Raw genomic sequence first — 25,283 nt, forward strand, 5'->3', positions numbered from 1 at the left:
AGTCGAAGGTTACAAGCTAAAGACTCAGTGCATCGCTTGCGACTTTCGACGTTCCTTCTTTCCATCGATTTCTCTTCCGCCTTTGATGGCCTGATGAATTCTCTGGGCGACGGTGAACCAGGCTAAAGCAGAGAGAATGGCAAGACCGGGAAACATGGCACCTTGCCCAAGGAGAAGAAACAGGGAGAAGAGTATAAGACGTTCGGGGCGTTGGAGGATTCCTCTTGAGCAGTCGATACCAACGCCTTCACACCGAGCTTTAACATAACTGATCATCACTGAACCTGAAAATGCGATTAGCGCAAGATAGATATTCCACCGAGCCCAGGATGTCTGGGGGTTATGGACATAGAATATAATTAACCCGCCGAACCATGCTATTTCGGTTATTCTGTCGCAGGTTGAATCGAGAACAGCACCGAAAGTGGATTTTTGCCCGAATTCACGGGCCACCAGGCCATCCATCGCATCGATAACAGAGCCGACAATAACAGGAATGAGCGCTATTTTCCACTTTTCCAAAACGATCAGGACGCCGGCGACACCAAAAAGAAGGGTTCCAGTGATTGTCAGCATGTTGGGATGAATTTTCAAGACGGCCATTACCGAGGCAATCGGCTTTAACGTCTTATTTAACAAGGGCTTAAGATCTTCAAGCATCAATCATTCCTTTTTGAGGGTACGCCTGCAGAAGGCACCATTATTGACTCATCAACGCTACCATATGTATTTTCAACCAGTTTAAAATAAATATATGTTAGAGAAAAGTGCAGGAGGCACCTATGTCGAAAATTTGCGACAAATGCGGAAAACGTCCAGTTGCAGGAAGAACTGTATCTCACGCTCATAATGTGAATAAACGGACATTCTTTCCTAATCTTCGGACAGTCAAAGTCACCGAAAACGGTTCGGTTAAAAAAGTGAAAGTTTGTATGCGTTGCCTGAAAACCATGGCAAAGGCGTAAGAACAAGCACACGAGCATACAAAATCAGAAATGATAGAGAGGTTTTTCGGTCCTTCCTTATTTTACTCTTATCTTTTGCAGGTCTGGTACTACCCTCTTTTTATTATTTTCGGATACAATAATAAACGTTCCCGATGGAAGTTTTTGTGCTCTGAAACGGCTGTTCTTAAGTGAAGAAATTTTCCTCCCCAGGGGATCGAAGACAATGCCATAGTATCGTCTGGACGGTGCAGTTCGTGATATCTGAAGCTTGTACGGCACCGGAAGATGCACCGGACATTCGAAGCTGTCGCTTTGAGATACCGCAAACCATGAGCATTCCATGGTAACATATCGTGGAAAAGTGGTGTCGGGTAGGGCAATAATCCCGGCGCCGTCGATATCAAAACCCTCCTGAACATTGGCATCCACAATAGCCACGCCATTAACCATAAAGTGATACTTGTCGTTATCCCGTTTAACAACGATGGTATTGATTTCACCATTCCCCAAGATCTCAGGATAGGAGCCGGGCGACCAGTTGAAGCGGGTTGAATCGGGCTTGATCACACCATAATGCTCACCCTGGGGATTGAGAACAAAGGCATAATTTCTGTAAGAGGTGGAATCACCGCCCCGCACGATATCAATAAAGGTGACGCCATAGGCACCACCGAAACTTCCTCCGGAAAAGGCAACCTGTGCCTTTATGGATGATGAATCGAAATCTCCACTGGTTACCAGAATACTCCGTAATGAATCACCGGAGGTCAGTACCAGATTACTGTCGATAATTGACGGCGTTTCCTGGGTATACCCGAGATACCATCCTTTTAAAGAATCCTGCACAAAATCGCTCGTAAAACAGGTCACTTTCCGGGGTGAGGTCGTATGAGTGGTCCAGCTGATATTGGAGAAGGTAGCTCGTATGCTATGATGGATAACCAGTCCCACACTTCCGGAGTCAAAATCTGGGTCGGAACCGGAGAATACAACCCGACCATTGACAAAGAGACTAATGTCGTCTCCATCCTTGCTGACTTTAAGGGTGTTTGTGAAACTATTGACAAAAGAGTGAGGTCCGGCATCGATAATCACCGATTGCGGATTGTCGGTGCTGTCTGCTATGTATTTGAAAAGCATCCATGTCTGATTGGTATCTACCGTAAAATAGTAACCTTCGAGATTGCTTTTGAGACAGAAGCTGATTCCCAGCCAGAGATAGCTGCTGTTCGGGGTTTTGATATCAACAGAATAGGTAAAGGATTGATCAGCGACCTCCTTGCGATGTTTGAGAATTCCCAGACTATCGCTTCGGTTTCGTACTGTTACGGCATTCGAATCGATTACTGCGCTGTCGATTACCTCCTGGACATCCAGACGGGCTGTCGTTCGGGAATTCCATGTATTTACACTGAAATTGGTATCAATCTCGGCAGCGAGAGTAACCATGGGTAAGGACGCACAAATGATCAACCAGACAGCCCGCATAGAATTCCTCCTCCTGAGATTTACTCTTCCGTGTACTTACAGCTTCAATGCGCAAGCTGTGGGGCAATCATGATTATTTGAATCACAAACTCTCATCAAGCACGGAAACGACAACTATATATAAAAGTATAACATAAATTTCGGAATGGATCTATGAAAGAGATAATTCCCGTTGGATTCCATAAATTCACCGAAACTATTTCATACCGGTACTGGTCATCAACGGAATTTAATAAACATGGACTTCTGAATTGGCTCGAATAAAAATTTTGATCTCAGGGAATCCAATGTTATTTTAAAATCAAGGCAGGTTTCATTACACTACAAAGAGCCGGTTATAAAATTTGTTTTATACAAGGAGGCGAAAATGGGAGCCAAAAACATTTTTTCTTTATCAGCATCTATTCTGGTTTTTTCTTTAATTTCCGCGGGTTTTTCTGCAGACGAGAATTTTCCGGAGGCTGTAGACTCATATTTTTCGAATCTGGATTCCTATCTTGAGAAAATTTCCCAATCCAAAGCGATGCGGAGTCGGGTTTCCACGGGTGACAACTACTTTTTAAAGGAAGCCCAAGAACATCCTGAAATCCACACCTTTATCAGGACAAATTCCAAGGGGAAAATTGTCAATGAAGTAATTGAAGGAGAAGTTGCTGAAAAGGACTACCGGGATATTTCGAACCAGAGCTGGTACGATGAAACCGTTGGAGATTTAAAGCCCTACTATGGCCGATTGAAAAGCGGGAATGACCATTATCTTTTCTGGACCCAACCGATTAAATTGCAGACCAGGTCGGGCGGAGTTCGTTCGGGTGGCGCCGTGGCTGTGAAAGTAGATTTAAAAGATTGTTTTGATCTCATTGCCCGGAAAACAGACAAATCCTTTGCAGTAAGATACGACAACAGTACCATTTTTACCCATGAATGGGACAATTCGGGTATATCTAAGACAATACAGCCGGAAATTCAGGGAGTACCGGATCTCTCGATTAAGTATAAGGTAGGTACGGCCCAGGCATCAGCGGATGAAGCTTCCGATAAAGCCGGGGCAACAGAGGCAAAGTCGGAGAAAAAATCACCATCGGCAAAAGAATCAAAGGACTCGGTATCCAGCAAAGCCGCTCTTGCCGAAGCTCAGGGCAAAAAAGAAGAAGGTGGTATTCCGGGTCACATTATCTTCCCGGCAATAATCGCCGTCGTTGCCGTCATATTTTTTGTAATTGCCGCACTTATCGGCCGTCATATTAAACAGAAGAACCAGATGCTCCTGGATTCTATCGAAAAAGACAACAACCCCTCACAGCCGAAATCACCTTCCTCACCACCGCAAACCGCACCCCGGAAGCCTCCGGTCGCACCCCCTCCTCCACCCCGACCTGCACCTCAATCCCCACCCCCTGCAGCGTCTGCTCCCAAACAGGCACCGGCAACAGATGATGCTTATGATTTATCCGAGCTTGAAGAGTTTGTCGGACCAGTCGAACAACGGCAAACAAGACAAGCAATGCCTGCAGCGCAAAGGCAGACACCACAACGTCCTCAGCCTCAAGCCAAATCCAAACAAAAAACACAACCCACACCGAATTCCGACAATTATCAACAAATGAAAAAGGAGATCTATAACGAGGCTGTTCAGTATCTCAAATCGGAATTCGAGAAAGAATATAACGCCCGCCTTATGCAGAAGCTGGAAGAATCAAAAAGAGAGATTCAGCAGGTGCTGAAAAAAGACCTCCATGCCAATATCCAATCCTACAACCAGGAGCTTGGAAGCCTTGTTGAAGCCATGACTTCGATTGTTGCAGAATCGGAAAACAACCTGGCCGGCAGAAACCAACAGATGAAACAGGTGCTGGAGCAGATTAAAAAGCGAATGAATCGAGGAGTATAGGTCGCAAAAATTGAAATCCAAAGCTCGAAATTCGAAATACTAAGGAATGCATCGTGCAACCGGATTACTGAAGGAATGGGCCAAAACCATTCTGTATCATTTACAATAGCAAAACAATCAGTCGTCACCCGATCAAGCAATGCCGGGTTTGAAAAAATCATGAGAAAGAAAACCGGGCGAACTTTTCAGGGCGTTCGCCGGGCGGGCTGGTCGGCTATTTTGAGTGGCCGCCAAGAAGACGGCTCGGGCGGATTGGTGGCCTGGAGTGCTTCCCTCTCGTAATCTTCTTCGGTTTTAGGTTCTATTACCGGAAGCCAGACCTCTGTACCGGGCATCAGCTTTGCTATATCGAGATGCTTGTTATACTTCTTGAACAGCCACAGTGGCATTTCTTCTTCACCACTATTGCAGAGATCCCAGAGGGTCTGTCCCTTTTTGATAATCTCCGATTTTACATCGGCAACCTTGAACTGGGAATAAAAGTCTTCTTCGAAGGCAAGATGGTATTGGAGCCGTGCGGCAACGAATTCATCGAGACCATCTTCACCAACAGGAATCATAATCGACCGATCGATCCGGATCGTCGATCCGCCGCCCATACTGTTGAGGTTTCTAATACGCTGGGTAGGAATACCGAGCCAATCGGCATAATGCCCGATTGTTTCATCGACTGTGACGGTTATTTCGGCGATATCACCTGCAGCAGAGAGAGTCGTTTCAAGATCATAGACTTCGACATCGAAATTGGAAACAATGGCCGGTTTGTCATCCCCTGCACTGTCCACTCTGACCACTGCCGGTGCCATAAGAAGATCTTTAAGTGAATCATCCTCGACAACTTCTTTTTCTGGTTTGTCCGGCGCCGCGGGTATGACGGCATTTTTTTGTACCACCGTCATTTCGGTAACAGCCGGTTTGCTCTTCTTTTTTTTCGGTTCAACTTCTTTGTCTTTGGAGGGTTCAGGCGGCTTTATCCCGGGTTTTGCAGCTTGTACCGATTTTTTTTCGGTCATCGCAACAGCTTTCACAGCAGGTTTTGCAGCGGGTTTTTTGCCGATTGGCGATGCCCCCGGAATCTGGAGCAGTTGGCCGGCATAGATCCGGTTCATACGGGTAATATTGTTTTCGAATGCAATTGACTTTGCAGAAACGCCGAGTCGTGACGCAATCGCATAAAGATTATCGCCCCTCCTCACCCGGTAGTATTTGGGTCTGTCGGGCTGCTCGCTTTTCAGCGAATCAGGGATCGAGGCCAGTGCAAGCTGCGCTTTCTCGGCAGAAAATTCCGCTGGAAGGTGGATAGCATAGCCGGCAGGGATTTTTTTCTGCTGTGAGAACACTACCGGTCGAAGCGCCGGGTTAAGCTCGACGAGCTTTTTCTCGGATATGCCCAGATATTCGGCCAGAATACGGGGCCGAATATAGTGGGTCAGCGTAATATCGGTTACTTTCAGGCGGGGGAAATAATTGATGGTGGAAAAATATTTCTCAGGATTTTCCGCGATCTCGCTTGCCGCAAGGAAACAGGAATAGAAATTTTTCGAGGCGAACCTGAAGGACCTGCTTGCATGACGCTCGATAATGGTACCGATATCTTTTGAACCGGTTCGAGCCACTGCCCGTTTCATCCCGTAAAGACCATGATTGTAGGCGGTTATAGCCAGCGGCCAGCTTCCGAGGATATCGTAATCGTTTCGAAGGTGTTTTGCTGCGGCATGAGTGGCCGTGAACGGATCCCGCCGCTCATCAACAAGGTAATTGATTGTCATATACATTTTTCCAGTCCCCCGCATGAATTGCCAAAGACCGGCCGCCCCAACTTTCGAGTAGGCATAAGTGTTAAATGATGATTCCACATGGGGCAGAAAAGCGAGACGGTCGGGGATGTTGTATTGCTTGAGGACTGTTCGTATTGTGTCAATATACAGGCCGGACTTCTCGAGTCCCGATAAAAATCGCTCTTTCTGTCCCTGCTGGAAACGGATTCGATCGATAATACCACTCCTGTCGTCTTTCGGCACATATTTATTGATCAATTTGGCTATCCGTTTTTCTTCTTTGGACCAGCTCGATTCGGGTTGAGATAGAATAATATTGAGATAGGAAACGACAAGTTTTTTCTCTTTTCTAATCGCATTGATTCTCGACCGTCCTGTCCGTCGCCCGACATATACCTTTTTATAAGTTACCAATGGATATTCATAATCGTGCAGCAAGCCTTCGGTAGTGGAAACCTCAGCATATATTTTTTTCCAGAACTCGACATTATCCACCAAATTGGGAGGCGTAGGAAATATTTCGCTTTTTGCATAAGCACCGGAAAAACAAAGAACAGCGGTAATAAACAGTATACCGGGAAGTTTATTTGAATGATGACGCATAAATTTTTTCCGTATTATAATTAAAGTGAAGGGGCCGGACTTCTTCGCAAAAGCCTGCGATTTCCATTACTGGTTGATTATATTATATGTAACAGGAGAATGCACTTAAAAAATATATAACAAAGATTAAAATCATGCAAAAGTTTGTGTTTGTAATTATAAATATTATTATTTATACGTCGCTGTTTGCCGGCCATATCGAAAAAGGCGCATTTAAAAGCGAGATCCTCGACCGTCGGGCGTCATCTATTGTTCTTCTGCCCGAATCATACGATAAATCGAGCCCACCTCGTCGATATCCGGTGCTGTATCTTCTCCACTGTGCAGGATGTTATGCGGGGCTGTACCTGGATTCCGAATACGGTGCGCAGGTGCAGAAGCTGGTCGACAATTTCGGTTTTATTGTTGCGATTCCGGATGACGGTTCCGGCAGGGGCAAGTATCCACAGAGCTGGTGGCTCAACAGTCCGGTGAAAGAGCGTATGCAGTTTTCCCGTTTTTTGGTTGAAGAATTCAAGCCGCGGATCGATTCGCTCTACCCCACTTTACCCGGAAAGAAAAATACGGGGGTCGCCGGACACAGCATGGGTGGCTTTGGTGCACTTCATAACATAATCGAGCATCCCGATGTTTTCGGCGCGGCCTACAGTATCAAAGGAGCGGTGGATATTATGCCGTTCCCGGATAACTGGAGTCTACCCCTGATCCTCGGCAGGCAGTCATCACTGCGGAATAACTGGAAAAAGGTCAACATTGTGGACAATGCCTGCAGGCTCAAGGGAAAGAACGTGTCCCTCTGCTTTTACTCGGGCCCCAACGACTGGTTTGTCGATGCAAACCGGCGGCTTCACCATATACTCGATTCCTGCGGGGTGAAACATACCTATTACGAAACAAAAGAAGAGCACACGAGTTTCCCCTATGGCAGGATGAAGCGGGTGATGGCTTATTTTGATTCTGTTTTGACAGGCACAAATCGATGAGTTACATCGTTAAAGCAGTCAATTCCCATCCTTAAAGGCGCTGGCGATACGCTCCAATGCTTTTGTGACATTTTCGTGACTGTTGAACGCACTGATACGGACATAGCCATCACCGCATTTTCCGAATCCGCTTCCGGGCGTGCAGACAACGCCGGCTTTATTGAGCAGCATATCGAAGAGTTCCCACGAATCCCGCTGTGCATTGATCCAGATATAGGGTGAATTGACACCGCCGGTGCAGGTGAATCCCAGTGAGGTCATCTGCTCCCGTATCATTTTTGCGTTTTCGAGGTAATAATCTGAAAGAGCTTTAATCTGTTTCATGCCCTCATCGGAATAGACTGCTTCGGCCGCGCGCTGGACCGGATATGAAACGCCATTGAATTTTGTTGTATGGCGGCGGTTCCAGAGGGAATGGAGATCATGGGCAGTACCGTTATTGTCGTAAATCATGCATGTTTTGGGGATTACCAGATAGGCGCACCGGGTTCCGGTGAATCCGGCGGTTTTTGAAAAGCTTCTGCTTTCGACAGCTACATTCCGGGCACCGTCGATCTCAAAAATACTCTGCGGCACCGATTCATCTCTGATAAATGCGGCATAGGCAGCATCATAGAGAATAAGGGCTTTTTTTTCGATCGCATAATCGACCCACGCTTTGAGCTGTTCCTTTGAGGCGGTTGCGCCGGTCGGATTGTTGGGAAAACAGAGATAAATCAGATCGACCTTTTCTTTCGGGGGCTCAGGCACAAAACCGTTGTTTTCGCTTGATTCGAGATACACGAGTCCTTCATAGCGGCCATCAGCAAACTTTCCGGTCCGTCCCGCCATGACATTGGTATCCACATAAACCGGATATACGGGATCGGGCACGGCGATTGTTATATCCTGAGCAAAAAGCTCCTGAATATTTCCGGTATCGCATTTGGCGCCGTCGGAGATAAAGATTTCATCGTCGGCAATATCTGCACCCCGTGGAGTAAAGTCGCGCGCCACTATTTTTTTGCGGAGAAAATCGTATCCCTGTTCAGGTCCGTAGCCCCGGAATGTTTTCTCATCAGCCATCTCATCAACTGCAGCATGAAATGCAGAAACACTGGCTTCGGGCAAAGCAAGGGTGACATCGCCGATACCAAGTTTGATTACTTCCCTGCCGGGATTGGATTTCTGAAATTCTGCCACGCGACGGGAAATATTGGAAAAAAGATAGGATGATTGCAATTTGAGATAATTTTCATTGAGACGAATCATTAAAAACTCCTTCAACAAAGAGTGCCGGATATGCAGGTACAACAGATCAAATGTGAACCCGAAAGGATAATCGGGAGTTATGGAAAATAATAATTGGTAAAACGAGCGGACATCCGGGCAACGCCAACATTTAATGATAAACAGGTTGGAAAATTGAAATTAATGGGCAATGGGATGTATCGCTAAACTATTTTCATTGCAGAGAAAGTAGAATCAATGATATCCTCTTTGTATGCGTAGAATTTTCGACAATATTGCTGAAACCTTCGGCGCCAGTGCCCGATTATCAATAGAGATGATCGGAAATCTGGGCATTTTCTTCTGCCGGACCATTTTTGCTCGATGGCGGTATGGCGCTATAGTCGAGCAGATGTATCATATCGGCGTGATGTCCCTTCCCATGGTTATGCTGGTGAGTATCTGCGTGGGCGGTATTTCAGCGATTACCTATGTGAGTATTACCGATGCGCTCCACCCGGCGCCGTCACTGATGGGCAAGATGGTGAGTACGACAGTGTTTATCGACCTGGGGCCGGCGTTGATCGGCTTGATTCTTGCCGGACGAATTGCCGCCAAAATCACCGCCGAGCTTGGGATTATGCGTGTCACCGAGCAGATCGATGCACTGACTATTCTATCCCTGGATCCTTACAGCTATCTCATACTCCCCCGCATTGCGGCGGGTTTTTTCATGGCCCCGGTTTTCTTTGTCGCCGGCTCGCTGGTATCCATTGTGTCATCCCAGATCTTTGCTTCCCTGACCATGGGTTTGAGTTCGTCGGTATTCTACAACGGCATGAAATACGGATTCACTCTCCAGTCGATGTTTACCGGTATTGTCAAGGTTGTCATTTTTACGGTTATCAATACCCTGGTCGGATGCTATTATGGCTATTCGACTACCGGCGGGGCAATCGGTGTTGGACTATTTACCCGCGATGCCGTGGTAGCATCCTGCGTGCTTATTATCGTGGCGAATATGATTGTTTCGGCCTTGCTGTTGTAAGGGAAGGAAAAAACAAGGCTGAGGCTGATGTTGAGAAAAAGAATTGACCTTCCGACTTTCGACCTTCGACTTCCGACCTTTAACCTTCAACTCCTCCTATTTTTTCCCGCAGTTGATTCCTATACCTTTAATTCGTATATTTAAGATGTCAAAAATCAGCTTATAAGACTAATGGAAAAATTTTTGGGCCGGATCTGAAATCGAAAGGAGCACATAATATGTCTCGCTATCACATTGCAGTAATCGATGTCGGGAAAACCAACAAGAAAGTTTTGATTTTCGATGACTCGCTTACCATTGTCGATTCGGTGTATGAAAACTTTGAGGAAAAGGTCGAAGAGGGTATTCATTTTGAAGCTGTTGAAGAGATGACCCGATGGTTCAAGGAGCGTCTCAAAGAGTTTTCGTCGAAATATGATATCAAGGCGCTTTCGGTTACGACTCATGGAGCGACGGTTGTATGCATCGACAAGAATGGAAATATTGCGGTTCCGCCGGTTGCCTATACGACCGAAACAGACGAGAAATTCCAGAAAGATTTTTACTCGACCTTCGGGACTCCGGAAGCACTTCAGGAGAAAACCGCTACTGCCCCGATCGGAAGCTTGATCAATCCCGGAAAAAAGATCTATTTCCTTCAACAGACCTATCCCGATCAGTTTAAAAATGTTCATATGATCTTAGGTTATCCCCAATATTTCGGCTATGTATTTACCGGTAATTATGGTGCAGAACCGACCTATGTGGGATGTCACACTTATCTTTTCGATTTTGAAAACAAGAAATACTCCGAGGTCGCCGACAAACTCGGAATTACCGACAAACTTGCCTCTGATATTTCGAAATCGTGGGAAGTTTTAGGCACAATCAGCGAGAAAACCTCGCAGGAGACCGGTCTGTCGACCGATTGTATCGTAACGATGGGAATTCATGATTCAAATTCGTCGCTTCTCCCCTTTCTTATCAAAGGCTATACCGATTTCGTACTCAATTCGACCGGCACCTGGTGCGTTGCCATGCATCCGACCAGCGAAATCGGGTTCGAGCAGGATGAACTCGGCAAGCTTGTGTTCTACAATCTCGATGCCTTTTACAATCCGGTAAAGACTTCGATTTTCATGGGCGGTATGGAATACGAAACCTATCTGGAAATTCTTCAGAAAACCACCGGAACGAAACATCACCCGGATCTCGATGCAGCACGGTACCGAAAGATTATTGCGGAAAAAAAGCTTTTCATTCTTCCCTCGGTTGCAAAGGGAACCGGTATTTTCCCTACCGCAGTGCCGAAAGTGGTGGAGGATGGGAAAGAATACCTCCTGTCCGATATCACTGAAGGGAAAGCCGTTCCTGAATTTTTCAAAGATTATGAAACCGCATGTGCGGTCTGCATTCTCTCTCTGGCGATCCAGACAAAGGCAGCCCTTGGCATGACCGGCTACGACGGCAAAGGGACAATCTTTACTGAAGGCGGATTCTGGAAAAACGCTCCCTACAATGCCCTTTTGACCGGACTCTATCCCGATTCGCGGGTTGCCTTAACGCAGATGCAGGAAGCTACCGCTTTTGGTGCGGCGATTTTAGGAAAGGCTGCGCTGGATAAAACCACGCCCATGGAAAGCAGCAACGCTTTTGAAATCGAGATCAACAAGGTAGAGCCGGTGACTTTTGAGGGTATCGATCAGTATACCGAGGCATTTATGGAGTTGTTGTAATACGTATTGATAGCAGAATAGATTATCTTCTGATAATGCAGTAATCTTGTGAGTGATTGACCTGCATTTATGCGATGTTACTCCCCGTTTACCGCAATTTTTCTGTTTTTATGTAAATTGGGGATTTCAATCCTGCTTGCCGGGCATAGCTGATGATTTGCGCCTTCTCTTTGAGGAAAACTCCGGGGCTTCTTTGATTGCGGTTCCCAGGATCTTTACCGACTTATGCATCAGTTTCAGACTTTTGGGATGGAGTTCAAGGGGTTCCTTGCCCACATCGGTCCAGCCCTTTGTTTTGAGATCATCGGGCGGGATTGCAACATTGTCCCAGTTATGGAAGAGTCTCCCCCACCTGCTTTTAAGGATCTGGTTGATCCGTTTGAGATGGGTCGGGAACCAGTAGAAATCGTGGTAGACCACACTGGCGATATATGACCAAGGGGCAAGGACTGTTTTGAGTGTCCATTCAAGGGGTTTTTTAAGCGGGCCCCAGTAGATTTTATGCTGCATTTTGCTTGCAAAGGTCATTTTTTTATAGGGCCCCACAAAATTCCACGGGTTATCCATCACTTTGCTGTCCCCGGCTATTTCGATCTCTTTGATATCGCCGCATCCCAGACCATGCTCGTGGGCCAAACGAATGAATTGAACATCCCTGAGGGGATCGAATCCCATGAGATGAGCGGCAACGGCGTCGATAGCGACCTGATCTTTTGACGCTAAAAGGATATTTTTAATAGAGGGCATCATGCACCGCGGCCCGGGGCCGTCACCGGCAAAAGTGCCATCCATGACCGCAAAGAGCCCTTTATGGATTTTCTGCTGGACCATGAGAAGATCAACCAGGGTTTCGTGGATCACCGGATGGGTCCAGTGGCGTTTTTCGTTCAGCAGACCGCCAAAGGCATTTTTCATCGCACCGGTCATGGTGGTGAATATATGGGTTTTGATCGTGGGAAGGTGGATTATATTTTCACCAATAAACCGTTTGGGAATCATAAACCCCTTGGGATAAACCTCGTTGAGGCAGAGGAACGTATCGGCAAGATCGCCAACCGCATCCCGGATATTGATCCATTCTTCGTTTTCGTACAGATGAATATTCCGGAGGCCATGGGCCTTCACAACGTTGATCTGCTTGTTTTCCCGCTCTCCAAGATGGGCATCGATAACAACAGTACGATTATGACATCCGTGAATCAGCGATGGATCGTAGCCGTCGCGTTTCATTGTCCGTATAACACCGTCAAGCTGCCAGGGTGTCGTGGAGCTTCCGGGGAAAAAGAAATGCCAGCTGATATTAATTTTCAGTGCAGTATCGACACTTTTATCAATATGTTTCCGGTACCCCGCAAGGTTCATTACCCGATGATAATCATCAAGAACCGTCTCCGGAGAGGTCCGGACTATCGCAACTTTCGATTTGCTCATGGCGTAGCCTTTTGAAGAGATGAGGTGATGGAGTAATGGAGTAGTGGGATGCAGGAGATTCGGCCTTTTCAGGAGCCCCTTACTCCAATTCTCCAATTCTGTGTCCTCATGGAATATTCAGAGTGTATTTTATATTCATCTGTTATAATTGTATATAATATATAATAATTACGAAAAGCTTTATAATATCTTTTCTCTGTTATTAAATTGTTAATCCTCGGTTGCGATGCAAATAAATAAGAAATGTTCTTCAGGCCTGATTCGATTCATCAAATTCGGCATCGTTGGTGGAAGCGGAGTGATTGTTAATGCAGGAATACTGCGCATTCTTACCAAATGGGCAGAAATCGATTACAAGATTTCCGCTATTATTGCCATTGAAACAGCAATTATCAGCAATTTTCTTCTCAATTATTTCTGGACCTGGCAAGACCGTCGGCACAGCTCTCAGATAAGCTTTTTAAGTTCTTTCTGGAAATTCAATCTCTCCTGCGGCATGGTGGCTTTGGCAGTTAACTGGGGTATCCTTGTATTTTTTACCGAGTTTATAAATCTTTATTATGAAATTTCAAACCTTATCGGCATCGGATGCGGGACTGTGGCAAATTATTTATTGAGTCATTACTGGGCATTCGCACCACAGCCGGTGAAAAAAGAATAGTATGGCAAAAAAGAAACGTATTGAACCCCGGACTCCCAAAGCAGACCAACCGAAAAGTATTGTAAGGCAAAACGATTATCTGAAATACCTTCCCTTGCTGCTGATACCGCTGTTCATAATTTTTTATCACAAGCTATTGTTCGGCATGGCTTTTTTATGGGAAGACATTCTTTATCAGGGATATCCGAATGTTAATTTCGCCGTCTCCTCATTGAAGGAATTCCGGTTTCCTTTCTGGACCCCCTATATATTCGGCGGCATGCCCTTTGCCTCCGACCCGCAGACCATAATTCTCTACCCGCCGTCATGGCTGCTTTTCCTGGTTTCCATGATTTCGGAGCCGGGCGGGATTACCTACACCTGGTTTATTCTGCTGCATATTCTTCTTCTGGGCATCGGGACCTATCTGTTGTCGATTCACCTGGGTTTCCACCGTATGGCTTCGCTCTTTGTTGCGATCGCCTTTATGTTCTCGGGCTATGTTTCACTTCATATCATGCATACCTTTGTATACGTGATGGCCTGGTTTCCCTTTGTCTTTCTGTTTCTCGATAAAGCATTCAATTCGGGAAGCATTATCCATGTGCTTTTAGCCGGGCTTTTCTACGGAATATCCACCCTTGGCGGGTATCCGCAGTATTCCATGTGGTGTGCCTACTTTCTTTTGTTCTGGTCGCTGTTCAGGGCTTTTGAAAAGAGTCCCCGCAAATGGCAGGCCTATGCACAGCATCTGGTAATGTTTGGAATAACCGCAGGCCTTGGCCTGGCCATGGCCGCGATCCAGTACCTTCCGGCATTCGAACACATGGCAGCAAGCGTCCGTGAGACCATGACATTTGAACAATCGGTACAGGGATCTACCCCCTTTTCCTATTTACTGACACTTCTTTCACCGAAATTTTTCGGTCATGTTACCGGCGACCGTTCGGCGGGATCTCCATTCTGGGCCTTTGAGGGCCAGTCCCATTTTTTCTGGGAGACTTCGCTGTTCTGCGGCTTGGGCACCCTCTTTCTGGCCCTGCGTGCAGTAATTGACATTAAGATCAACAAACGGGTTCTCTTTCTGTCCATACTGGGATTTATCCTGATGCTCCTTGCCCTGGGCGAGCATACGCCGCTGTACCGGGTTGTGTTTACGATCGTTCCCGGATTCAATAAATTCAGAATACCCGGACGTTTTGCTTTTTTCTTTTCCTTCTGCCTGATCCTTCTTGCAGGAATCGGCATGAGCAAGCTTATCAAAAGGAATGAAAAAAAGGACCGGCAGTACCTGATCGCCGTATCGGTACTGGCAGGGGTTATCGCACTCTTCTCCTTTCTTTTCTTAGCCGGTGCATTCGACACAAGTTCACGGTATTTCGCGCACGAACAGGTGCTGTCGCAATCGAAAAATTCGGTGGCACTCACTCTCGGCATGACAGTGGTTGTGATGATTTTACTGGTCGGCATGATCAGAACCTCGCAACGGGGGCTTCTCGGATTCTTTCTTGCCATGCTGGTCTTTATCGAGCTTTACAACTACGGAAGCTCATTCGGTGGGGGCACAATGAATCCCAAGGCGTTCTATCGGCGGTTCAATCTGCGGCCGTTCAAGCAGGAGCTTACACAGGAGAAATTCCGTATCCAAAGCCGGCTGTACCGCGGCCCCGGTGAGGGCCAGATGATGCTTCCCCGCAATCTGGGCAATGTGGAAGAGATTCCGCTCACTGAAGGATACAACCAGCTCCGCCTGACCCGGTATAACGAGCTTCTATACAAGGTGGATATCGAACCCGGGCAGAAGCTTTTCAATATCAGATATCGGAAAATGCCCGACCAGTTCCAGTTCGAGCGCCTGAGCACTGCGCCACGATTCTATTTGTCGACATCCTACAAGGTCTGCTCTTCGATAGATGATGTTATCTCGTATATAAACTCGGATAATTTTGGGGTAGGCAAGGATATCGCCCTTGAGGAGGAGCCCGCCATTGCAATTACCCCCCGTGAAGATGCATCGGGGACCGTTCGCTTGATCGAGGAAAATCCCAACCGGATCGAACTGGAGGTAACGGCCGATCAGCCTATGCTTCTTTCGGCAAGCGAGGTATACTATCCTGCCTGGAAAGCCTCTATCGACGGAAAAAAAACAGAGCTCTATCCGGCCAACCTTCTGTTCCGAGCCATTGCCGTGCCCGAGGGAACACACCGGGTGGTTATGAAATATCAGTCTTCTGCTTTTACAAAAGGAATGCTGCTGTCACTTATATCTCTGCTTTTTATTTGTGTGGGTATTTTCGGGAAGAGATTTCTTCCGAAAAGGTTGTACGAGCCATGGATATTTTGATTTAATGTGATTCTATCAAATGCTTTCATATGTATCTTCCTGATTTCATAAGTGCATTTTCACGAAATCCATTTCACCAGCTTGATGATCCCTAATTTTACTTTTTTCCGGTGGGTGGTACCGACAGCGGTCTCAAGTTCTTTTTCGTGCTCGAGATACCAGTGGTAGGCGCGGGTCAGCATGTCGACATTGGAATCTTTGGCTTTCCATCCGAGCATATTCCGTGCCTTTGCGGTATCGAACCAGACATCGTGGCTGAGGATATAGTAGTGGTAATCGACAAAGGGGGAAATCCGGAGGAAATCGAGTACCTGGAGGACCGCGCGAGCGGGTTTTGTGGGCACGGAAACAATTTTTGTTTTCGTACCGGCATTTTTCACCAGGCCTTCAAGATCGCCCCGGAGGGTAGTGAATTCCTGGGCGCCAATATTGAAATCTTCACCCCGGCAGGATTTTTCGAGCGTCAAACAACAGGCTTCGGCCAAATCATAGGCGCTTACCAGTTGAAACCGGTTGTCACCTTTACCGAAAATATAAAAATTCTTTCCTTTTTTCACCCAGTCGAAAAGTATTTGCTGGATTCCGAGCCGGCCTTCATCGAGGATGGTCCGGGGGCGGATAATGGAAATATCCATGCGGTCTTTGAATGACTGACATATCCCTTCACCGGCAGCCTTGGATTTGCCGTAATTGCCGAAAGGATTGAGCGGCGCCGACTCATCGATAGGGATTTTGGTTGGAATGCCGTAGGCCGAACTCGATGAGATATAGACAAACTTTTTTGTTCCCCCTTTTTCGGCATGCTCGAGCATGTTTCTGGTGCCGTTGACATTAACGGACCAGAACCGTTTTCCCGACCGGGAAACAGGCACCAGCGCAGCATTATGAATCACCGCATCGGTACCCTCGACAGCCCGGGCAACAACAGCGGAATCGAGTATATCACCCTGAATGAACTCGACCTTTTTTTCCAGGTCGGAATCGTTAAGATCGGCAACATCAAGAATCCGGACATCATACCCGCGATCAAGCAGATGACGGGTTAAGTGAACCCCGAAAAATCCTGCGCCGCCGGTTACTAAAACTTTTTTCAAATATCCATCCCGTTTTTCCGGCACCACTCAATCGAGCGTTTCATGCCTTCACGAAGATCGATTTTGGGTTGATATCCCAGCTCCTTTTTGGCCTTTTCGATACTGCAGGCGATATTCTTGTTCATTTCGCCAACCACGTGAACCTCGGTCCAGTAGAGACCGGTGGCCTGGATAGCCAGATCGGAGATTTCGGCGATCAGGCAGGATATGCCGGGAACATGGCGAGGCTGGAAATTATCGACACCCAGCAGGTCGGCAACGGTGCGGTAGATTTCGATTGTCGGGTATGGACGCTCATCGGCGATCCAGTAGATCTGGCCGTTGGCTTTTTCGTTCTTTTCAGCAAGAACGATCCCCTGGACGATATTATCGACGTAGGACATGCTCCGAAGATTGGAGCCGTCACCGAAAACCAACGGATTGCCGGCCTTGATCATGTTGAAAAATCTGCTTTGGCGGGCCGGTTGATTGGGACCATAAAACCAGCATGGACGGATAATGACGGTCTCGATTTTGCCCTGCTGCTGAAAGCGGGTGACGATTTTTTCGGCATCGGCTTTGCTTCGGCCATAGGCCATATAGGGATTATAGGAAGTAGATTCGGTCATCTGGATTTTCTTGCCCCGGGTTGTTCCCGCAGGAGAGTTGCTGCTGATGAAAACAAACCGTTTGACTCCGGCATAGGATGCTGCGGTGATCATGTTTTCGGTACCACGGGTATTGATCTCGTGGAGTTCCCGGACAAACTTAGGATGAATCAAACCGGCGCAATGGATAACCGTATCGACTCCATTAGCCACATTCATGAGTGTCGTCGGATCGGTAAGATCGCCTTCCACAATCTCGGCACCGAGTTCTTTCAGATACGAGGTATCGGTACCTCTCAACACAAGACACCGGACATCCCGTGTCTCGACATCGAACTCATCACTGCCTTTAATTAAGGTTTCAACCAGGGTCGTTCCAAGCCATCCGGGGGCACCAGTTATAAGTGTTTTCATTATATATCTCTCCTTGTTAAATGTCGTATAATTCAGAAAATATATATTACAGCCACCATCGTAACCAACCAGCCGACTACCGCAATCTGAATCGGGAAATCGGTCAGGACCGCATCGGTGGGATCGGCCCCTTTCTCTTCGTTGTAAATAAGATGAAAATACCTGAATATACCGTACACCACAAAGGGCACTCCGGCGATCAGATATTCGGTGCCGAATTTCTCCTTTGCATAGCCTGAAAGAGCAAAAAGCGAATAGCACATGATCGCGCAGGTCGATACCACAATAATAACACTGTCAAGAAACTGCGGCTGATATTTCATGAGCGCTGTTTTGGGATTGTAGGTTTTTCTGTCGATATGCACCATTTCTCCCCGGCGTTTACCGAATACCAGAAAAAGCGCCAGAAAGAACGTCGACAAGGTTATCCAGGCGGTGGGGTCAACATTTGCAATAGCAGTACCGGCCCAGATCCTGAAAACGAATCCCAGCGCCACGCAGAGAGCGTCGATAATAATAAGTTTTTTGAAACCGAAGGAGTACGCAAAATTAAGGCCGAGATATATCAGGCTTATAACAAAGAACTGTTTATCAACCAGATACGCCAGGGGTATCGCAACCGCCAGCATGATCACTGCGGTAGCTACGGCAAAGGAGACACTCAGCTTTCCCGCTGCAATGGGGCGGTTCTTTTTCAGGGGATGGGCACGGTCTTTTTCCCTGTCGGCGATATCGTTGATCAAATAGACCGTGCTTGCAAAGATACTGAACACACCAAAGCCCGCCAGGAATTTCAGGCCCAGCCGTATGTTCATAAACTGATTTGTAAATATCAGTGGTGCCAGAACAAAGGAATTTTTGACCCATTGCCAGGGACGAAGGCTTATAATCAGATGCTTGAACATTGTCATTTATTTTGGACGATGACTTTTGTTGAAACCCACAACAATCAGCTAAAATGTTTTCGGAGAAGATCCCCGTCAAGTTCCGGATACACAGGATAGGATTTCAAAAGCGTTTCGACCCGGGATTGGGCTTCTTTTTTTGCTGAATCCTCGATAGTATACTTTGCCTTACTCAACTTTCCGGCATTTGGTCCGGAGTCAATCGTGGTGGCTTTTATATGAGAGAGGACAAGTTTGAGGATCGATGCGATTTCTTTCATCTGGTCTTCACCCATACCGAGAGTTGTCACTGCGGGGGTTCCGATACGAAGACCGCTTGTATACCAGGGCCCGTTTGGATCGTTAGGCAGTGAATTCCGGTTGAGTGTCATCCGACAATCTCTGACTGCACTTTCAGCCTGCCGTCCGGTAATATCAAAGGTAGTAACATCAACGAGGAAAAGATGGTTATCGGTACCGTCTGTAGCGATTTTCATACCTTCACTCCGGCATGCCTCGGCCATAATTGATGCATTTTCCACAATTTTGCGGGCATAATCTTTAAATTCAGGTCCGGCGGCTTCAACCAGCGCTACTGCTTTCGATGCCATGATATGCGGAAGCGGGCCACCGATCACCATGGGACATCCTTTATCGACATACTCGCCGAATTCTGCGGTGGAGAGGATAATTCCGCCCCGGGGGCCACGAAGAGTTTTGTGGGTTGTGGAAGTTACGATATGAGCATGATTGATCGGACTGAAATTGCCGGTAAACACGCCGCCCGCAACCAGGCCGGCGAAATGGGCCATATCGACCATAAAGACCGCGCCCACCGAATCGGCAATCTCACGCATTTTGGCAAAATCGATCTTCCGGGGATAGGCACTGTATCCCGCAAGAAGAATCAGCGGCTTAATCTCTTTTGCCATTCGGGCAATTTCATCATAATCGATCAAGCCGGTGTCTTTATTTACTCCATAAGTATAGGCATCGAACATCTGAGCAGAAACATTGTGGCGATAGCCATGGGTGAGATGGCCACCCGAATAGTAATCCATACCCAGAAGCCGTTGATTTCCCAATTCATGCCGGAGCTTTGTCCAGTCTTCCTGTGAAAGCTTGGCCACATTTTTTTCACCGATTTTCTCAAGTGCAGGGGTTTCCACCCGGGCACTCAGAATTGCCCAGTAGGCGATAAGATTGGCATCCGCACCGCTGTGAGGCTGCATATAGGCATGGTCGCATCCAAAAAGTTTACATGCCTGATCACAGGCAAAGGCTTCGATATCATCTACATTGCCGCAGCCTGAGTAAAACCGGTGCAGAGGAAAGCCTTCAGCATATTTATCGGTCAGAAGGTTTCCCATAGCGAGCTGGGTCGAAAGGGAACAGTAATTTTCACTGGCGATCAATTTCAGGTTATTTCGCTGATCGATTAGCTCCTGAACCGTCGACTGAGCCACCAGCGGGGCAACTTTGGCGACTTCGGTAAGATTGGCAAGATAGGCCAGAAAGCCGCTGTTAATCTTTTCTGTGGGAACCGACGACAAATACTCCTGAATAGCTTCATTAGACATGAACACAACTCCATCTTTTCTGGTACTAGGGAAACTAGCCCGAAATCGGGCAAAGTCGACTGGGTAATATAAATTATCCCATGTCCGGGGCGCGTATAAAGAGGGTGAATCAACCATTCATTTTCATGTCCACTTTTACCTTACTATACTATAATCATTTCAATATTTTTTACCGAACGACCGTATTTACCTTCTGGTGATCTATTATTTTTCATGCCTGATATTTTTTGAAATTAGGAACCACGGCAGGAGCAATGAAGCCGAAAAAGAGAATTTTACTGATAAACTGGCGGGATATCAATAATCCCGAAGCCGGCGGCGCCGAAATATATTATCACGAGATATTCAAGCGCCTGGCAACAGAACACGACTATTCGGTGACTGTCCTCAGCCATCTCTGGCTGGATGCATCGGCTACCGAAAAAATCGATGGGACCCGTGTTATCCGTATCGGATCAAGACTCCTTTTCAATTTTTCGGTAATTCCATGGGTACAAAAGCATCAGCAGGAATTCGATCTGATAATTGAAGATTTAAATAAGGCACCCTTTTTCACCCCTCTTTATACTAAAAAACCGCGCCTTCACCTGGTAATGCATTTTTTCGGCACAGCAATTTTTAAAGAGATCAATTTCCCGATGGCATCCTATATCTATCTCATGGAAAAGATGGTACCGGTATTCTATAAAAGAGAGCGATTTGTTGCGATCTCCAACAGCACGGGCCGGGAAGTTACGCAGTTTACCGGAAATCAGGACGCTGTCGATATTGTTGAGCCCGGAATCGACTGCGAAGCATTCTATCCGTCGCAAGAAAAGGCATCTACTCCCCTTTTAGTTTATGTGGGACGGATTAAAAAATACAAAAACATACAGTTTATCATTAATTGCCTTCCTGAAATCCGCAAAGACTTTCCATCAACCCACCTTATCGTTGCGGGTAGTGGTGATTATCAGGATGAATTAAAAAAGCTGACTCATGAATCGGGACTCGATGATGCTGTTGAGTTTGCCGGTTTTATCTCGGAAACCGAAAAACGGGATCTCCTGAGCAGGGCCACCCTGAAAATCAACCCCTCGGTCAAGGAGGGATGGGGTATTACCAATATTGAAGCAAACCTCTGCGGCACGATTTCGATATCGAGTAATGTACCGGGATTATGCGATTCGGTTAAAGACGGAACTACCGGGATTTTATTCCGGTATAATGACCGCAGGGATTTTGTCGGCAAGGTCAAAGAGATGCTCGAAGATTCGGATCGTCGCACACAAATGGAAAAAACAGCGGTATCCTATGCAAAAGAATTCAACTGGGATACTATTACACAACGAATGAACAGGGCCATAGAAAAGGTCATCTAGGTTCAAATGCGAAGAACACTTGTCATACTTTTCAAACTCACCGTTACTACCGGCATTATCGCCTTTGTCATCTCCAGACTTGGTTTCGAAAACATTGTAGAAACCATGACAATGGCCAAAGTTCGGTGGCTGCTTGCTGCTCTGGGTATTTTCGGTCTCAGCGGTTTACTTGGCGTATTACAGTGGAAAATGCTGCTTTCAACCAAGGGCATTCTCCTTAGCTATTGGCAGGCATGCAAACTCTATTTTATGGGCATGTTTTTTAACAATTTCATTTTCGGTTTTGCCGCAGGTGATGCAGTACGAATAGCTTATGTAAAGATGAGCAATCAGAGCGGTAAAGCGGGCGTCGCCGCAACCTTTTTAGACCGCTTTGCCGGACTTTTGGCCATGATGGGATTTGCCTTTGGCGGAAGCCTTTTTCTTCTTAATCGCGGACTTATTGAAGGCAAAGTGCTGACCACCGCTTTTCTGGCACTTTTTGCGACCTTTGCCGTCTTCTGTGGAATCCTGGGGTTTCTGATATCCCGTCGATTACAAAAACTGCTTTTTATTTTTATCGACAAATTTCCGGTTCCCAAAAAAGAGATTATCCGGAATCTTGTTTCGCAAACGATTATCGAATTCAAAGACAGAAAATCGATACTTCCTGTTGCAGGACTCTCACTGTTCATCCAGTTCATGCGTATCGGCGTTCATGTGCTGTGCGGCATATCACTGGGACTCGTGACTGCCACCAACTTTCATTATTTTTTCATTTTTGTTCCCATACTCGCAATTTTAATGATACTACCCCTGCCCTTCGGTATTAAAGAAAGTGTCGGCGGTGCACTTTTTGCCTTTGCCGGATTCAAAAGCGAGGCTGCCGTAGTGATGGAATTCCTGGCGTCACTGGTCGGCATTCTCGTCAGCTCGGTGGGCGGCGTGCTTTTTCTTACCCATAGCATTGTACCAAAAAGGAAACTTCAAAGCGATGAAATTATCAATAGTCGTTCCGCTCTACAATGAAGAAGACAGTCTTGTTCACTTGACTCAGGCTATCGAGCAGGCAATCAATCCGCTCGGCTATGAGTACGAAGTTATTTTTGTTGATGACGGCAGCACCGACCGTTCGCTCGAAATATGTAAAGAGCTTCACGATAAATACCCGGGTACTCTAAAGGTTCTCAGTTTCAACAGAAACTACGGAAAGTCGGCGGCACTCAGTGTCGGTATCGATAAGGCCGAGGGTGATGTTATCGTTACCATGGATGCCGACTTGCAGGATGATCCCTCGGCGATTCCGGAAATGCTTAATAAACTCGATGAAGGGTATGATGTTGTTTCGGGATGGAAAAAGAAACGCCATGATCCTCTGTCAAAGACATTGCCGTCGAAATTTTACAACTCCCTGACCGCACTTTTCTCCGGCGTCAAAATCCACGATTTCAATTGCGGATTCAAAGCTTACCGTGCTCCTGCGGCCAAGAGTCTGGAAATCTATGGCGACCGTCACCGCTACCTGCCGGTACTGGCACACTGGGACGGTTTCCGGGTGACCGAGATGGTCGTGACTCATCACCGGCGGAAATATGGAAAATCCAAATTCGGGCTTGGGCGGGCAACCGGGATGTTCGATCTGCTCACGCTTCTTTTCCTCCGGAAATATATGCGCAAGCCGCTCCATTTTTTCGGCCTTCTGGGCGTTCTTTTCGGCCTCGCCGGCGCCGCGGTCCTGAGCTATTTCGGTGTCCAGTGGATAATCACCGGAGCAATGCGGGTCAGACCGTTGGTAATTCTTTCACTAGGCGCAATAATCATGGGCATACAGTTCGTTTCCATAGGCCTGATTGGAGAAATGATCACCCATTCGGTACCCAAACACCGGTATTCGATCAGGGAGACGATTGAGTGAAGAAGGCCCGGGGGAAAAGAAGAAGATAAAAGCTAACGAGAAGGATTACGACATATGATTAAAAGTCTACAACCAGTATTTTGCTGAACCCTGAGCCTCGAATCCTGGACCATGAATTATGAAAATCTGCTATATCGGATCGGTATTTCCCCGTCACCACAAGGATTCTGAAGTTCCCTGGCTTCGGACAACGCTCAGGTTGCTTCGGGAACGGGGGTATGACATTACGGCCTATGTGCCTTCCTTCCGCGGGTTGCGCTCCCATACCATCGACGGTATTCCGGTGAAACGGTTCCGGTATTTTTTTGCTCCCTGGGAGACCTTGACTCATGATGAAGGTGCGCCGAATAAGATTCATAAATTCCATTATAAAATTATCACGATTTTTTATATTCTTTTTGGAACCCTCGGCCTGATCAGGCTTCACCTGAAAGAGCGTTTCGACATTCTCCACATTCACTGGCCCTTTCCCCATGGATTTTTCGGTGTGGGCGCACTCTTTTTCCGCCGGTCGAAAGTCATCCTTAATTTTCACGGAGCAAGCCTTCTTCTGATGCAGAAATACGGGTTTGTGAAATTCTTCCTTTCCTGGTTCATTAAAAAAGCCGATGCGGTAATTGTCAATTCATCTTTTACCAAGGGAAGAGTTACCTCACTGGTGGAACGGCAGGTGCATGTTGTTCCTTACGGAACGACTATAACACCCCATGCAACCGACCGGTCGGCAGTCGAGCCCCATCACATTCTCTCGGTAGGCCGTCTTATCGAACGCAAGGGCCTTCCTTACCTGATCCGGGCCATGCCTGAAATCGTTGCGAAGTGGCCCGATGCCCGGTGTACTATTGCCGGCGGCGGCCCTCTGCAGCAGGAACTTATTTCACTCGCCGAAACCGAAAAGGTCTCCTCTGCGGTGAACGTGCCGGGGAAAGTATCGCAGGAAGAGCTTGAGTCGCTTTTTGCCCGGTGCGGTGTTTTTGTTCTCCCCTCAATTGTGGACAGCCGGGGAGATACTGAAGGCCTTGGGGTCGTACTGATTGAAGCGCTCACCTATCGCAAACCGATCGTTGCCACCAATGTGGGCGGAATCCCTGATATTGTGAATAACGGTGTTACCGGGCTTTTAGTGCCCCAAAAGGCTCCTTCAACCCTGGCGCAGGCGATTTCATCGATTTTCGCCGATCCGGTAAAAGCCGCATTCATGGCCGATGCCGGGTTCGACTCTATTAATCGAAAGTTCTCCTGGACCGGAATAATCGATCAGCTTTCGGATATCTACTGCCGTGCCGCAGCATCAAAAGAATAGAATATTTGTAGACTTATGCCTGTTAATTCTGGTATATTATAATGCAGTAGTGTATAATCTATTGAAATATCAGTATCTTGGCACCATTA

20 protein-coding genes are annotated in these 25,283 nt (G+C 47.0%); 11 read left to right on the top strand and 9 right to left on the bottom strand.

Annotated elements, in window-relative coordinates; all coding sequences use genetic code 11:
- Positions 1-24: 24 nt before the first annotated feature.
- On the bottom strand, positions 25-660 hold the full coding sequence (locus tag GF401_11975) for a hypothetical protein (GenBank protein MBD3345770.1): 636 nt from the start codon (positions 658-660) through the stop codon (positions 25-27).
- Positions 661-782: 122 nt separating this feature from the next.
- Between GF401_11975 and rpmB the strand changes: the two genes are divergently transcribed.
- Positions 783-965, top strand: a complete 183-nt coding sequence (rpmB, locus tag GF401_11980) for a 50S ribosomal protein L28 (GenBank protein MBD3345771.1) — start codon at positions 783-785, stop codon at positions 963-965.
- A 57-nt stretch (positions 966-1,022) separates the two neighbouring features.
- Here rpmB and GF401_11985 read toward each other — a convergent pair whose 3' ends face one another.
- Positions 1,023-2,435 (bottom strand): hypothetical protein, encoded by a 1,413-nt coding sequence (locus GF401_11985; protein ID MBD3345772.1) that lies wholly within the window; start codon positions 2,433-2,435, stop codon positions 1,023-1,025.
- A gap of 367 nt (positions 2,436-2,802) precedes the next feature.
- Between GF401_11985 and GF401_11990 the strand changes: the two genes are divergently transcribed.
- Complete coding sequence (locus GF401_11990) at positions 2,803-4,326, top strand: hypothetical protein (GenBank protein ID MBD3345773.1); 1,524 nt, start codon at positions 2,803-2,805, stop codon at positions 4,324-4,326.
- Positions 4,327-4,511: 185 nt separating this feature from the next.
- On the opposite strand, the gene GF401_11995 is transcribed toward GF401_11990, so the two are convergent.
- On the bottom strand, positions 4,512-6,707 hold the full coding sequence (locus GF401_11995; GenBank protein MBD3345774.1) for a transglycosylase SLT domain-containing protein: 2,196 nt from the start codon (positions 6,705-6,707) through the stop codon (positions 4,512-4,514).
- A gap of 134 nt (positions 6,708-6,841) precedes the next feature.
- Between GF401_11995 and GF401_12000 the strand changes: the two genes are divergently transcribed.
- The gene (locus tag GF401_12000; GenBank protein MBD3345775.1) at positions 6,842-7,690 is read left to right on the top strand and encodes a hypothetical protein; all 849 of its coding nucleotides are present in this window, start codon (positions 6,842-6,844) and stop codon (positions 7,688-7,690) included.
- 18 nt (positions 7,691-7,708) lie between these two features.
- On the opposite strand, the gene GF401_12005 is transcribed toward GF401_12000, so the two are convergent.
- Positions 7,709-8,941: an LL-diaminopimelate aminotransferase gene (locus GF401_12005; GenBank protein ID MBD3345776.1), complete on the bottom strand. Its 1,233-nt coding sequence runs from the start codon at positions 8,939-8,941 to the stop codon at positions 7,709-7,711.
- Positions 8,942-9,173: 232 nt separating this feature from the next.
- On the opposite strand from GF401_12005, the gene GF401_12010 reads away from it, so the two are divergent.
- A complete protein-coding gene (locus tag GF401_12010; GenBank protein ID MBD3345777.1) occupies positions 9,174-9,947 on the top strand; it encodes an ABC transporter permease in 774 nt (257 codons plus the stop codon).
- Positions 9,948-10,165: 218 nt separating this feature from the next.
- Entirely contained in the window at positions 10,166-11,662 is a 1,497-nt protein-coding gene (locus GF401_12015; GenBank protein ID MBD3345778.1) for a carbohydrate kinase, read from the top strand.
- 126 nt (positions 11,663-11,788) lie between these two features.
- Here the strand turns inward: GF401_12015 and GF401_12020 are convergent, their stop codons facing one another.
- Positions 11,789-13,093 (bottom strand): DUF362 domain-containing protein, encoded by a 1,305-nt coding sequence (locus tag GF401_12020; GenBank protein MBD3345779.1) that lies wholly within the window; start codon positions 13,091-13,093, stop codon positions 11,789-11,791.
- Between the two features lie 226 nt (positions 13,094-13,319).
- Between GF401_12020 and GF401_12025 the strand changes: the two genes are divergently transcribed.
- Both GF401_12025 and GF401_12030 read left to right on the top strand, forming a co-directional pair.
- Positions 13,320-13,754, top strand: a complete 435-nt coding sequence (locus GF401_12025; protein ID MBD3345780.1) for a hypothetical protein — start codon at positions 13,320-13,322, stop codon at positions 13,752-13,754.
- A 1-nt stretch (position 13,755) separates the two neighbouring features.
- On the top strand, positions 13,756-16,077 hold the full coding sequence (locus GF401_12030; GenBank protein MBD3345781.1) for a YfhO family protein: 2,322 nt from the start codon (positions 13,756-13,758) through the stop codon (positions 16,075-16,077).
- A 59-nt stretch (positions 16,078-16,136) separates the two neighbouring features.
- Here GF401_12030 and GF401_12035 read toward each other — a convergent pair whose 3' ends face one another.
- From GF401_12035 to GF401_12050, 4 genes are read right to left on the bottom strand one after another with little or no spacing between them, the layout of a single operon-like run.
- Positions 16,137-17,198: an NAD-dependent epimerase/dehydratase family protein gene (locus GF401_12035; GenBank protein ID MBD3345782.1), complete on the bottom strand. Its 1,062-nt coding sequence runs from the start codon at positions 17,196-17,198 to the stop codon at positions 16,137-16,139.
- Complete coding sequence (locus tag GF401_12040; protein MBD3345783.1) at positions 17,168-18,172, bottom strand: NAD-dependent epimerase/dehydratase family protein; 1,005 nt, start codon at positions 18,170-18,172, stop codon at positions 17,168-17,170. The genes GF401_12035 and GF401_12040 overlap by 31 nt, the downstream gene beginning before the upstream one ends.
- 32 nt (positions 18,173-18,204) lie before the next feature.
- Positions 18,205-19,083, bottom strand: coding sequence for a decaprenyl-phosphate phosphoribosyltransferase (locus GF401_12045; protein MBD3345784.1), 879 nt, complete (start codon positions 19,081-19,083; stop codon positions 18,205-18,207).
- 38 nt (positions 19,084-19,121) lie between these two features.
- Positions 19,122-20,636, bottom strand: coding sequence for a glycine hydroxymethyltransferase (locus GF401_12050; GenBank protein MBD3345785.1), 1,515 nt, complete (start codon positions 20,634-20,636; stop codon positions 19,122-19,124).
- A gap of 254 nt (positions 20,637-20,890) precedes the next feature.
- Between GF401_12050 and GF401_12055 the strand changes: the two genes are divergently transcribed.
- The 4 genes from GF401_12055 (at position 20,891) to GF401_12070 (ending at position 25,194) form a co-directional block, all read left to right on the top strand.
- On the top strand, positions 20,891-21,997 hold the full coding sequence (locus tag GF401_12055) for a glycosyltransferase (protein ID MBD3345786.1): 1,107 nt from the start codon (positions 20,891-20,893) through the stop codon (positions 21,995-21,997).
- Between the two features lie 6 nt (positions 21,998-22,003).
- Positions 22,004-23,005 carry a hypothetical protein gene (locus tag GF401_12060; protein MBD3345787.1) on the top strand — a complete coding sequence of 334 codons (1,002 nt, stop codon included), beginning with the start codon at positions 22,004-22,006 and terminating at the stop codon, positions 23,003-23,005.
- Entirely contained in the window at positions 22,971-23,891 is a 921-nt protein-coding gene (locus GF401_12065; GenBank protein MBD3345788.1) for a glycosyltransferase, read from the top strand. Before GF401_12060 ends, GF401_12065 begins: the two co-directional genes overlap by 35 nt.
- Positions 23,892-24,009: 118 nt before the next feature.
- On the top strand, positions 24,010-25,194 hold the full coding sequence (locus GF401_12070) for a glycosyltransferase (GenBank protein ID MBD3345789.1): 1,185 nt from the start codon (positions 24,010-24,012) through the stop codon (positions 25,192-25,194).
- Positions 25,195-25,283: the final 89 nt, after the last annotated feature.

The sequence above is a fragment of the Chitinivibrionales bacterium genome, assembly GCA_014728215.1.
Taxonomy (GTDB): domain Bacteria; phylum Fibrobacterota; class Chitinivibrionia; order Chitinivibrionales; family WJKA01; genus WJKA01.

Excerpts from the sequence above, each read along its gene's own strand:
- GF401_11975 (MBD3345770.1), bottom strand. The coding sequence starts at position 660 with ATGCTTGAAGATCTTAAGCCCTTGTTAAATAAGACGTTAAAGCCGATT.
- rpmB (MBD3345771.1), top strand. The coding sequence starts at position 783 with ATGTCGAAAATTTGCGACAAATGCGGAAAACGTCCAGTTGCAGGAAGA.
- GF401_11985 (MBD3345772.1), bottom strand. The coding sequence starts at position 2,435 with ATGCGGGCTGTCTGGTTGATCATTTGTGCGTCCTTACCCATGGTTACT.
- GF401_11990 (MBD3345773.1), top strand. The coding sequence starts at position 2,803 with ATGGGAGCCAAAAACATTTTTTCTTTATCAGCATCTATTCTGGTTTTT.
- GF401_11995 (MBD3345774.1), bottom strand. The coding sequence starts at position 6,707 with ATGCGTCATCATTCAAATAAACTTCCCGGTATACTGTTTATTACCGCT.
- GF401_12000 (MBD3345775.1), top strand. The coding sequence starts at position 6,842 with ATGCAAAAGTTTGTGTTTGTAATTATAAATATTATTATTTATACGTCG.
- GF401_12005 (MBD3345776.1), bottom strand. The coding sequence starts at position 8,941 with ATGATTCGTCTCAATGAAAATTATCTCAAATTGCAATCATCCTATCTT.
- GF401_12010 (MBD3345777.1), top strand. The coding sequence starts at position 9,174 with ATGCGTAGAATTTTCGACAATATTGCTGAAACCTTCGGCGCCAGTGCC.
- GF401_12015 (MBD3345778.1), top strand. The coding sequence starts at position 10,166 with ATGTCTCGCTATCACATTGCAGTAATCGATGTCGGGAAAACCAACAAG.
- GF401_12020 (MBD3345779.1), bottom strand. The coding sequence starts at position 13,093 with ATGAGCAAATCGAAAGTTGCGATAGTCCGGACCTCTCCGGAGACGGTT.
- GF401_12025 (MBD3345780.1), top strand. The coding sequence starts at position 13,320 with ATGCAAATAAATAAGAAATGTTCTTCAGGCCTGATTCGATTCATCAAA.
- GF401_12030 (MBD3345781.1), top strand. The coding sequence starts at position 13,756 with ATGGCAAAAAAGAAACGTATTGAACCCCGGACTCCCAAAGCAGACCAA.
- GF401_12040 (MBD3345783.1), bottom strand. The coding sequence starts at position 18,172 with ATGAAAACACTTATAACTGGTGCCCCCGGATGGCTTGGAACGACCCTG.
- GF401_12045 (MBD3345784.1), bottom strand. The coding sequence starts at position 19,083 with ATGACAATGTTCAAGCATCTGATTATAAGCCTTCGTCCCTGGCAATGG.
- GF401_12050 (MBD3345785.1), bottom strand. The coding sequence starts at position 20,636 with ATGTCTAATGAAGCTATTCAGGAGTATTTGTCGTCGGTTCCCACAGAA.
- GF401_12055 (MBD3345786.1), top strand. The coding sequence starts at position 20,891 with ATGAAGCCGAAAAAGAGAATTTTACTGATAAACTGGCGGGATATCAAT.
- GF401_12060 (MBD3345787.1), top strand. The coding sequence starts at position 22,004 with ATGCGAAGAACACTTGTCATACTTTTCAAACTCACCGTTACTACCGGC.
- GF401_12065 (MBD3345788.1), top strand. The coding sequence starts at position 22,971 with ATGAAATTATCAATAGTCGTTCCGCTCTACAATGAAGAAGACAGTCTT.
- GF401_12070 (MBD3345789.1), top strand. The coding sequence starts at position 24,010 with ATGAAAATCTGCTATATCGGATCGGTATTTCCCCGTCACCACAAGGAT.